10 protein-coding genes are annotated in these 12087 nt (G+C 40.6%); all 10 read right to left on the bottom strand.

Annotated elements, in window-relative coordinates; translation table 11 throughout:
* Positions 1-60: 60 nt before the first annotated feature.
* A complete protein-coding gene (rhaD, locus tag PaeCFBP13512_RS15410) occupies positions 61-921 on the bottom strand; it encodes a rhamnulose-1-phosphate aldolase (RefSeq protein WP_137224235.1) in 861 nt (286 codons plus the stop codon).
* A 222-nt stretch (positions 922-1143) separates the two neighbouring features.
* Positions 1144-1770 (bottom strand): RraA family protein, encoded by a 627-nt coding sequence (locus PaeCFBP13512_RS15405; protein ID WP_137224233.1) that lies wholly within the window; start codon positions 1768-1770, stop codon positions 1144-1146.
* 61 nt (positions 1771-1831) lie between these two features.
* The gene (locus PaeCFBP13512_RS15400; protein WP_161594282.1) at positions 1832-2647 is read right to left on the bottom strand and encodes an IucA/IucC family C-terminal-domain containing protein; all 816 of its coding nucleotides are present in this window, start codon (positions 2645-2647) and stop codon (positions 1832-1834) included.
* Positions 2628-3437, bottom strand: a complete 810-nt coding sequence (locus PaeCFBP13512_RS15395; RefSeq protein WP_137224229.1) for an ABC transporter ATP-binding protein — start codon at positions 3435-3437, stop codon at positions 2628-2630. Before PaeCFBP13512_RS15395 ends, PaeCFBP13512_RS15400 begins: the two co-directional genes overlap by 20 nt.
* A 53-nt stretch (positions 3438-3490) precedes the next feature.
* Positions 3491-4552: a FecCD family ABC transporter permease gene (locus PaeCFBP13512_RS15390; protein ID WP_069327622.1), complete on the bottom strand. Its 1062-nt coding sequence runs from the start codon at positions 4550-4552 to the stop codon at positions 3491-3493.
* Positions 4543-5553: a FecCD family ABC transporter permease gene (locus PaeCFBP13512_RS15385; protein ID WP_069327623.1), complete on the bottom strand. Its 1011-nt coding sequence runs from the start codon at positions 5551-5553 to the stop codon at positions 4543-4545. The genes PaeCFBP13512_RS15390 and PaeCFBP13512_RS15385 overlap by 10 nt, the downstream gene beginning before the upstream one ends.
* A 127-nt stretch (positions 5554-5680) precedes the next feature.
* Positions 5681-6640, bottom strand: a complete 960-nt coding sequence (locus PaeCFBP13512_RS15380) for an ABC transporter substrate-binding protein (protein WP_275094491.1) — start codon at positions 6638-6640, stop codon at positions 5681-5683.
* Positions 6641-6793: 153 nt separating this feature from the next.
* Entirely contained in the window at positions 6794-8410 is a 1617-nt protein-coding gene (locus PaeCFBP13512_RS15375; protein ID WP_137224227.1) for an ABC transporter substrate-binding protein, read from the bottom strand.
* Between the two features lie 112 nt (positions 8411-8522).
* The gene (locus tag PaeCFBP13512_RS15370) at positions 8523-10772 is read right to left on the bottom strand and encodes an IucA/IucC family protein (protein WP_241669400.1); all 2250 of its coding nucleotides are present in this window, start codon (positions 10770-10772) and stop codon (positions 8523-8525) included.
* On the bottom strand, positions 10769-12061 hold the full coding sequence (locus PaeCFBP13512_RS15365) for a type III PLP-dependent enzyme (RefSeq protein WP_241669399.1): 1293 nt from the start codon (positions 12059-12061) through the stop codon (positions 10769-10771). Before PaeCFBP13512_RS15365 ends, PaeCFBP13512_RS15370 begins: the two co-directional genes overlap by 4 nt.
* Between the last annotated feature and the right edge of the window lie 26 nt (positions 12062-12087).

The raw sequence follows: 12087 nt of genomic DNA, 5'->3' as shown, positions 1-12087 counted from the left end.
TCGGTATAAAAAAAGCAGACCAATATCAAATTGATCTGCTTTAGTAAATGCTATATTTACTTAAAATGATGATGTTATGGTTTGTAAAATCCCTTCCCGTGGAGTCACTCCGAATGCATGTGCCAGATCCGCTAGTTGTTGATCGGTAATTTTTTGACGAATCGAATGATTTGCGATAAGCATATAAATTTGAGCGGCTTTTTCAATCGTTTCAATCAGTCCAAAAGCTTCGTCAATCGAGTGCCCTGTGCCAAATATCCCGTGATGCGGCCATAATACAGCATGGTGATCCCTCATCTTCTGTGCTGTAGCTTGCCCGATCTCATTCGAGCCTGGAACCATCCATGGAATCACACCAATGCCATCTGGAAAAACAACAATACATTCAGTACACATTTCCCATAACGTTCTGGTGAATTGATTTTCATCCAGATCATGAACAAAACTCATTGCAATCACATTGGTTGCGTGATTGTGTATCACAACCCGGTGCTTAGGATCTACTTTTAACCGTTCAATATGACTCATAAAATGCGAAGGTAATTCGCTGGTAGGTACAGCACCATTTTTGAAACCCCATAATACTTCTAATTGCTCTCCATTAGCCGATACACGTAAAAGCCCCAAATTGGCTTCAGGATTATCAATCACATTTTTAAAGTATTTACCTGATCCGGTTACGATAAAGTACTTACCTGCTAATTCATGTACAGCAAATGCAGGTTGAATCGTATATTTCACTTGCTCAATATCTATATACTTCTCTACTTCTGCTTCGTCTAATATACAACTTACATTTCCACCATTACGTTCATCCCAACCGAATTTCCACATATTATAGGTCGTCTCTGCCATTTCACGTACAAAAGGAATATCGATCCCTACCCTCGACTGCTGTTGAGAAACTGTCACTGTGTTCATGTTACATCGCTCCTATTCAATATGGTTAGGATGATACATAAAGTAAAATGATGATTTAAACACTTCAAATTCATACTTTGTGAAAATTAGAACTAACTTATAAATTAATATTAGCTCTAGCCTTAAATAAAGTCAACATAAAAAGACATAAATAAATAATAATAAAGATTAATACCCTTATTAAATGTTTGTTTATGTCTTTTTCACGATTCTATTTAGTTATCATACAGGATATGGCTTGATAAGATCATATCCATATTTTTGACGATTTATAGCTTCTTGTGCTTGCTTGGCTAATGCTTGTTCTCCTAGTGCTTGAGCATGTTGAGGGCGAACAACACATACACCATCATCATCGCCTAGTACGATATCGCCGGGATGTACAGTAACACCACCTACACTTATAGGCGTATTCACTTCGCCTTCCAGCTCTAAGCTACGCGTTGTTAATGCGCTAGTTCCTAATGCAAATACTGGAAAGTTGAGTTCTCGCACTACTTTAATATCGGTAGCACAACCTGAGATAACTACGCCTGCTACTCCTTTTTTCATCGCTACATATGTACGAAATTCTCCCCAACAGGCTCGAAAATCATCTCCTGACATATCGACTACGATTACATCACCAGGCATTACGTGTTGTAGTGCATGCCTTATCGCCGTCGAATCCAGATGAGGAATACGTACAGTAACGGCATTACCTAACATCCGAATTGGGCGAAAAAGAGGCTGTATTCCTCGTAAAAATCCAAAGTCGGTTAAATGTCCCAGTGTAGAAGGTTGAAGCTGTTTATAAAGTGTTTGTAACTCTTCAGTGAAGCCTTGTACTCGTGGCTCGATACGTATCATACCGTACCCCTCCTTATTTTGTGTTGTCTAACTCTAGTTGAATGATCAGCATCTGCTTAGATCAACTTTTGCAAATTTTGGGACAGGTTGGACAATAATCTGTTGGAGCCGGTAATTCATAATGAGCACAACATGTTTTGCGTACACGTTGAGGTTGTTCTGAAAGAGGAACTACACGTTTGGGTGTGTAAAACTGAGCTAATGGATTACGCTTTTCGCCAAAACAATCAGCCGGTGCTTGCTTGGTAAGATAGTCTAGATCATGTTGTATGCGTTGCCGTTGATCTTCGCTAACTTCTTTTAATATCCGATTTTCATACAAGACATACACATAGATCGCTATATTTTCCCATAGTATCGTTCGTGAAATAGATGAGACTTCGGATATATTTTTTAAAATCGGTTGCAGATGGTCTGCAAAAATACGTCGTACAATATCTTCTCGCTGTTGTGTGTACAGCTCATTATTTTCTGCATGTATGGATTGAAGTTCATATACACTTGGATCATGCAACCATAGATTAGGCATCCATGTTTTGCGTGTAGGCAATTGGAAATAAGCTGATTCTAACTGACAATTGTCGATAGTGAGAGAAAATGTTTTGCGATATACGCTCATGGCATACAACATAGGGCATACCATCATAAAAGCATAACGCTTTGAAAACATTGAAGCTGTAAGTGACCGTGAAGAAGAACGATACAATGGTTGTAGACGATCCAGATAGTCTGCACATTGCTCGGGGTCTAATAGTTCAGCAGAAGTAACACTATACGTATTATCTTCTGCGATCTGATCTGTTAATCTCAATTCTTGATTCAGATAGTTCCATTCTTCAGGTTCCCAAGTTGTAGGATTAGACAGAAACGGACTCATGTAAGATCCTCCCCTTTCCATAAGGTATAAGCATCGGTGTGCCGAACAAAGGATCACGTGCAATCTGGCAACGCATTTGAAACACCGATTGTACATTTTCGACAGTCATAATCTCTTCAGGGCTTCCTTGTGCGTAAATACCCCGGTCATGGACAGCAATCATATGATGGGCATACCTGCAAGCGAGATTCAGGTCATGCAGTACCATAACGATCGTGCGTCCTTCTCGTTCATTCAAGTCAAATAGCAAATCCAAAATTTCCACCTGATGGGTCATATCTAGATAAGTGGTGGGTTCGTCTAGCAATAATGTATCTGTTCCTTGCGCCAAAGTCATCGCAATCCAAGCACGTTGCCGTTGTCCTCCGGATAATGAATCCACTGTACGATGAGATAGTTCTAGCATATGTGTTAATTCCAATGCTCGTTGTACCGCTTGTTCGTCCTGAATCGACCACTGCTTCAGCCAACTTTGGTGCGGATATCGTCCTTGCTTCACCAGCTGTTCTACTGTTAACCCTTCAGGAGCAGAAGGGCCTTGCGGCAAAATAGACATCCGGCGTGCAATTTCTTTAGTGGAAATATGAGCAATTTCTTCGCCCGCTAATAATATCGATCCAGTATTAGGCTTAAGTAGACGTGCTAATGTACGCAAAATAGTCGATTTCCCACAGCCATTACTTCCGATCAATACCGTAATTTTACCTTTAGGAATATGCAAATGTAGATCTTCGATAATAGGATCTGCTCCATATGTGATTGTCAGATTGCGAGCTTGTAATTGATCCATCATATGCCCTCCTTTATATTCGAGATAACGTTCACATAGATATATCTATAGGATCAAAAGCGATTGCGATTCTGATACAACAAATAGATAAAAAAGGGAGCTCCGATTGCCGCTGTAAATATACCTGCTGGAATATCAATTGGATAGAAAGCTGTTCGTGCGATCACATCTGCGACAAACACCAACAGTGCTCCAATTAACCCTGATGCAAGCGAAATGCTACCAAATGTACGCCCCACCCATTTACGAGCAATATGAGGAGCAATTAATCCGACAAATCCGACTGCGCCTACCACAGCAACAGCACTGCCCGCCAGAATAACGCTCAGTATCAACAGCAATAACCGATGCTTCTGTACACGTACACCTAACCCGAGTGCTACATCGTCGCCAAGTTCCTGGGAATTTAGACTACGGGCAAAATACAACAGCAATGGAATCGCAATTACGCATACAGGCAGAATCGAATACACACCACTCCATGTCGCTCCATAGACACTGCCGGTTAACCAGATATACACTTTGCTTGCTGTAAATGTAGAGCTAATGACTAGCATAAATGTCGTCATCGCACTCATCCCTGCGGATATCCCAATACCAATCAACACCAGTCGCATCGGTGTGACTCCATTTTGCCATGACAATAGATAGATCAGTGCAGATACGATCAACGCTCCCATAATGGCTGCTACAGGTAACCAGTCGATACTTAGATGAAATACACTACTTCCATACGAAAGAAATAATACCGCAGCTACAGAAGCTCCACCTGTAATCCCGATAATATCCGGCGAAGCTAAAGGATTGCGAATCATCCCTTGCAAAATAGCGCCAGACATCCCTAAAGCGGCACCAGCCAGTAACCCTACAACAGCACGTGGTAATCGTAATCGGTATAATACAAAATCGTATGCTCCTGAACTCTGACCGAATATCGCCCGAATAACTTCCCACGGATGTATCCATGTCTCTCCTATACCGATGCCTATTATACTGACTACGATAACAATCATTGTTAATATCGCCAGAGTACGAACAGATCTTTTTTCCAATTGCATATGAAATCTCGCAGATCGACTGCGTAATGTCCAATATCTAGGTTTGTTCATTTCCATGTCACTCCTTTACGAGCGATATAGAGAAAGAACGGTACTCCGATAAAAGCAGTAATCACACCCAGAGGAACTTCTGCCGGTATAATCACTAATCGTGCAATCAGATCTGCTGTCATCAATAGTAGCCCTCCTAAAGCACCGGAAAAAGGAATGATCCAGCGATAGTCAGTGCCTACCAGTGCACGTGCCATATGCGGAATAAATAACCCTACAAATCCGACAGCTCCTACAATCGCTACCGAACCACCTGCAAGAATCACAATAGTCAGACCCATGACTATTTTGAGCAATACTACTCGTTGCCCCATACCTTTAGCGATATCTTCACCGGTTACAAATAAATTAATAGCTCGGCCCATACCTAATGCAGTCACACCCGCTATAGTCAATAACGGAAGCACAGGCTGTAACATTTCCAGTGTTCGTCCACCGATCGCTCCTGCTAACCAGAAAAGCACATTTTGCATTCCTGTTTCATTTAATACCAGCATCGCCTGTGTAAATGAAGTAAATAACGCTAAAATAGCTGATCCTGCCAGAACTATCTTGATCGGTGTTAATCCATCACGTCCAATAGACCCCAATCCATAGACGATAATAGCGGCTACTAATGCTCCTGCAAAAGCAAACCACATCAATTGTGTCATGTCTGATATCGAAAACATCAGACTCGCGACCACTACAAAAAAGATAGCTCCTGCATTAATCCCAAATGTACTGGGTGAAGCTAATGGATTACGTGTCAATGCTTGCATCAATGCGCCTGCAATCGCCAGACTTGCACCTACGACTAACCCGATAATCGCTCGTGGCAACCGTTCGGTATGTATCAATACATCTGCTGTCGATTCAGGATTGTAATGCAGAAAAGCATTAACCACTTCTCCCCATGATGCAAAGGTTCTTCCTAACATTTGGCTGATCCCAAGGCATACTACACATAGTAGTAAAGTAATAATCAGACTCCATATTTTGGCTGTATTGCTTTTGAATAAAACCAATAGACATTCACTCTTTCATCATTACATTTCGTGAAGTGAGTATCATTATGACTCACTTCTATCGCTCAATAGTAGATGTGATAAAAGGAGAAGCAGGTGATGTCGCTACCTGTTCTCCTCCTTATGATTACTTGGTTTGAGGTTTCTCTAATTTGTAGATATCATACAATTCATCTAACATCAGACCTGCAGATATATAACCACCTGCTAGATTCCAATTGACTTCATTTACTTTGTAAATTTGATTGTTTTTGTAGGCTTTTAAGTTTTTCCATAATGGATGCTGTGTCCATTGTTGATAATTTTGTTCGATAGCTGCTTTGTCTGTTCCTGAATCAAATACAAAGATTGCATCGGCATCCATATCAGGAATACTTTCTTTCGAATTGACTTTGATTCCCCATTCTTCTTGCTCTTGCGCCGCGGGGCGAGTGAATCCAAGTTCTTTCAATATCAAGCCTGCATACCCCATATAATAAATACGCGCATGATCTGCACGGAAGTTTACAATCGAAGCTTCAATCGGTAAACGGTCGCCCATTTGCTTTTTGAAATCAGCTACACGATCTTCCCACGCTTGTAGCAATTGTGTACCTTTATCTTTTTCATTTAAGACCTGACCTACTAGATCGACTGTTTTTTTCCAATCGTACACTTGATCCACCATAACGGTTGGAGCAATTTCAGACAACTGAGCATACGTAGCTTCATTGCGGAATTTAGAACCGATAATCAAATCGGGCTTTAAATTATAGATTTCTTCTAGATTAGGTTGGGTTTCTAATCCCACTGTAGGTACGCCTGCCAGATCTTTTTTCAAATAATCATAAGCAGGTTCACCTGTATGTGCTTCTACTACGCCTACAGGTTTGACACCATAAGCGACTAACACATCGGTTGCTCCTTGATACAAAGTCACAATCCGTTTCGGTGTTCCTTTGACCTCGGTGGCTCCCATTTCATGTTCAATCGTACGTACAGATGAATCAGCGCTTGCATTGTCACCTGCTGCTTGAGCGGTAGGCTCTACTGCGCCTTTATTCGTATTTGCACCACAACCTGCGAGAATAATCACGAGAGTCATCATGATGCATAACATATGTATACCTTTAAACGATTTCAACATGGTCTTCGATCTTCCTTTCTGCTCACTACAATTGATATTGATTCTCATTATTAATTATAGTGAACGTTTATTCCTTTAACATGGACAATTCAGTCTAGTCCTTGGAATAATCCGTCATTTGTCGTTTTTATCCAAAAACAATTGACGCACTTTTTCTAACAGCATAAGGTGTGAATATGAGTTATAACAGGTGTGCATATGCTGAGTGGTATACATTTCGTATACAGATTGCGTCTGTACTGCTTGGAGACGTTGCCATAATGGATCTGCACATAAACGGAAAATACCTTGCTCAATACCTGCTTGCATCCCTACAGTTCCATCATGTTGAAAAGGAGTCATTAAGATACAATCTGCATCATAATGAATTAATTCTTCGGGTTGAATTTCATAGTAATGAGCAATATTCTCGACCCCAGCAGGCATGATGAACCCAAGATCGTTATACAATACAGCACCTAGATTACGCTTGCCATAAATGCAGATTTTACTCTCTCCGACACCAAGAATAAGCAATGAGCGTTGACCGAATTTATTTTTCAATTGTTGACGTAATAATTGAGCGATATCTGCATATTGTTCTAACCAGACTTGCGCCTCTTGATCTTTACCTACGATTCGTGCAATCGTCTGAAAATGAACACGCCAGTCTTCAAAAAAAGGCAATGTGATCGTGGGTGCAATCTGCTCATACATTTTTTCTTTTTGCGACTTTTCAAAATCTCGAAATTCGCAGGTCACGATCAGATCGGGCTGAGCATTCATTAATTTCTCCAGATCAGGCTTGTTGTCGCCTATCGGAATCGTATGTTCAAATTGAGTTGTTATGGGATAGGCATTGTTAATCACTGCTGCATAGGGTTCTATCCCAAGTGCTACCAGATGACCGGTTAACAAATGTTTAAGTGAAGCGATTTTGTTAGAATACCGGATATTATGAATATAGGATTTGGGCGAACGACCTGTGACTGCTTTGAATTTGCGACTAAAATAAAACTCATCGCTAAATCCCACCTGCTGAGCCACCGAGCGAAAAGAATCGTTAGAAAGAAGGAGCACTTGCTTGGATTGTGTAATCCGAATTTCAGTGAGATGCTCCATCGGACTTTTACCGACTACTTTTTTGAAAGCACGCGAATAATAATCTGCACTCATCCCTGCAATCTCTGCCAATTGATTGCGAGTAATTGAAGTGGCATAATGCTGTTCCATATGATCCAATGTAGCGGCTATCGCTTTATTCATATCAGGCTTCTGCTCTTGAGCATCTTCTTTGAACAAATGGATTAACAATTCTTGAAAAATAACATTGGCTTTCATCTGATCCCATAGATTTTCTTGATCATGCTTATCTTGAATCTCACGTACACGATCGGCAAACCAGCGAAAATGAGCCACATGCAGTTCATACAATCCGAGTAATTCAATCGGTACAAAGTGCCCTTGTCCGTCAGGCTGTAATACATGAAAAGAAAGAATATAGTATTCGGTACGACTATCGCTTTCAATCATTATTTTGAGCGAAGCATGTGGAGGTACCAAAAACACTTTTTGCTGATGTAGATCATAACGGTTACCGTTAATAATAATCTGCCCTTTGGCCTCTTTAAAAAGTAAAAGACTATGCAATGTGGCATCGTAGCGTGGTAACACTTGATCCGCATATTGCACAGTCTGTAATTTATAGATATAGGAAGGAAATTGTCGATACTGATCTAATACCTTACTCATCACTCGTCGCCTTTCTACATAGATTGAGAATAATTATCATAATTATGAGAACTATTCTCATTATATAGATTTAGACGGAAAAGTAAATTGTTGTAGCAATTGACGCTAGAGATTACAACTGTAAAAATGGATTCTGAATCGTACTTTGACCGGATGGCATACTGCCCGGTACACCCGCTTGTTCTAACAAAGGCTTCACAACCAATTTAAGTGGCCATTCTTCTTTTTCGAATAAAATAGAATAGATTGCTTGTCTCACTTCTACCTCAAAAGGAACTTCATGTAACTGCTCTCGCAATTGATCTCGCATTATATTCCACAATAATTTCTCTTCGATATTATACACGGTAGATAGCGCATCTATAATCGCATACAAATTGACTTGTATCCCTAACGTTTGCAAGTAAAAGATCAATTCTTCAGGTGTGTCATTGTATAGGCTATTAGAGTAACCCGGACGAATCATATATTGAGGATCGTCTATGCCTTGTTGCTGAAGCCATGGTAAATGAAGCCGTACAGAATCATGATCTCGTAACAGCATCTGCTTCATATATCCATGTTGCCAGACTAATACGCTGTTCTGTCCATGCAACTCTGGCATTAATCCTAACCGGAATAATCGTAAATTGATTTGGAAAAAAGTCTGACAGACTTCGCCAAATAAAATACAAATCGATTCTTGATTAACATCCAGATCACGAACCTTCATCCATTCATCAAAAAAGTGTCCTTCACGTGGTGCATTAGTAGATACAGGTAATACTACCGAAAGAGCAGACATCGGCAATAAACGTGTACCTTTTTCCCCTGTGATTAACGATGTTGGATAGGTGCGCACCATTGCTGCTAGATGTCTGGGTTCATCATCAAATAAACTTCCTGCTTCAGGCATATATGCCCACCAGCGACGTTCATCACAAAGAAATAACTGTTGTGCCAATATAGGGTCACACTTTAATGCTTGTTCTAACATGCGTTGTCCACGTTGACCGTTAATCAATTTGACAGCTGGCAGATAGCGAGAAGCCCCTAGTGAAAAGACGCTAAGCGGTAATTTGATATAATGCGGGCTATCATTTACAGGAGATAGTGACCGTACAGAAGATGTAGCTTCAAAAAGACCCAGTTGAAGCTGAAGATCAATCCAATCGCCTTGTGCTTGTGCTGTTCTCAAATAGTGAGGCAGATTATGCTGTAATTGCCACGGATGAACAGGAATCGCTATATATTCATTCGTATTCAATCCTTTGTCCTCAATCGCTTGGAGCACTTGCTGTTGTTGGTCTAACGATAAAAGATCAGTCATTGGTTCTGATAGATCGCAAGCTAATGTGCTATCTTGGCGATAATCATAAAGCTGATAATCGAGCACTGTTCTGTCTACAAGCGCTTCCCCTTCCATCACCAGATTGCGCTTTATAGCGACCCATGATAACGAGATCGGCTGTGCAAATTCTGCACTATATTGACGATAATCTTGCTCATCTAATCCTACTTTGGCTTTGGATACAGGATGAAAAGGTCGATCTCTTAAAGAAGCATACCGCTCCATCTGCTGAAAAAAGTCACTGGCAGACCGATCAAACCATGACTCTTCAGATAGGGAATGATCTAACGACCATGTGGTCTGCTTTATTGTCTCCTCTAATAATTGTACAAATCGCTTCACTCCCGGTTGTTCGCGGTAAGTGGCTGTTAAGCATTGATCATTGACTATTTTCATCAATTGAATGGGTGTTAATGGAGTGATCTGTAGTAATGGTGCATTGTGATCTGTGGTACATGTAGTTGAATAACGAATAGCATAGACATGCGTATCGGTTAGTTCTTTTGCAGATAATGAGGCAGGTCGCGCTGTAGCCCGTTGCTTATACGAATGTATAGTTACACTGGCAGGAACATAACGATACGGTTGCACAATCGCTGATTGTACAGGGAAAATAACCGTATATTGTGGTTGATCTACTCGTTGAGATGAATCAGATAATGTGGATGGCTCAAGTGATAAAGATGGAATTTCCCAGTAATACCATAAGCTATTTTGCAATAAAGAGATATCTGTTATAGAAGATAGAACAGATAAGATGTCTTCTTTTTGTGACTTATGCTGGTCTGTTAAAGTAGAGATCAATTTTTGCTTTAATTGTTCTGTAGATAATAGTTGCAGTTGATCGTTAGACCAGAATCCTTCGGCTAGCAATGTGTTTATCAGATCTTGCATCACCTGTTCCAAAGCTACTTTTTGCTTGATTTGAATCTCAGTCTGCTCTAAATCTGTGTATGCTGGAGTAATCGATTGCTCAGAAACAAGTTGATCCTTGTTAGTAGCAAGTGGTTCTAACACTTCATTCCAATTCATAATGATTCATAACCTCCTGTGTGATGATCGATATAGATCATATCGGGATGAGGATGACTTAGAAAATCATGATGCGATATCGTCCATGCATACGCACCGGCAATCGAAAACAAAACAATATCTCCTACAGCAATCTGTTCTAGTGTTACCTCTTGAGCAAGGATATCTTTGGGTGTACACAGTTCGCCTGCCAGTGTAAGAGTCACTTGCTCTTGACGGGGACGTTCAAACGGATAATCCCACTGCTCTATCGCTATCATTTGAAAAGGTTGATTGTGTCCCCATGAGACAGGTAAACGAAAATGATGAGTCCCTCCACGTAAAATCGCATAATGCTTATCATGATTACATTTCAGATCAATCACTTCTGACGCATAATAACCTGCATGAGCGACTATATATCGACCCGGTTCAAAAATCAGTTCTACGCCAGGCAATACTTCTTCGTTCCAGATATGGTGTAGTCCGTTGATAAATGTCTCCCATTCGAAATGACGATCTGGTTCTGTATAACAAATACCAAATCCTCCGCCAGCATTAAGGTATTGAATAGACAAGTTATATTCACGAATCCAACGACTCACCGATTGAATATACATATGAACCAGTTCTACATGTAATTGAGCATCCAGATTATTAGATACCGAATGCATATGGAATCCTGCTAACGTCAACTGTGGCAAAGACTGTACTAATTGGATCGCTTCTCCGATCTGTACTTCATCGATCCCAAATTGCGTCGGTTTCCCACCCATCGTAACCGTACCTGTAGGAATACTTTTTCTTAAATTAACACGTAGTAGAATCTGAACCGTTTTATTTTTTTGCTCCGCTATCCATGCGATTCGGCGGATTTCATGTACACTTTCAGCATGAATAAGCATCACATTGTGATCAATCGCTTGCTCAATCTCGATATCTTTTTTACCCGGCCCACCAAAAATAATATGAACATCTGGATCGACTAAGCGAATCGCTTGCACTTCTCCGATTGATGCCGTTTCAAAACCATCAACGATTGGAGCTAATGCTTCAATCAGACGTGGATCAGGATTCGCTTTGACTGCATAAAATAAATGCGTGCCTGCTGGCATATCGGCTACTTTGGAACGTGTACGCTCACGTAATGTATTGAGATCATAAATAAAAGCACATACTGGTTTTCTAGATATGACATGTGGATCACGATTGGCTTGTTCTGCTGCTCTTATTCGATAGACTTCATCCACAATCGAAGAAGGCGCTTGCGCTATATAGGGAGCATGCGATTGAGTAGTATTTGAGTTCAACATAAAGCCTCCTTTGCGTGCTGAAT

This window comes from Paenibacillus sp. CFBP13512, assembly GCF_005233705.1.
Lineage (GTDB): Bacteria > Bacillota > Bacilli > Paenibacillales > Paenibacillaceae > Saccharibacillus > Saccharibacillus nuruki.
The sequence above is the reverse complement of the archived record's forward strand: the minus strand, read 5'-3'. Positions and strand labels throughout refer to the sequence as shown.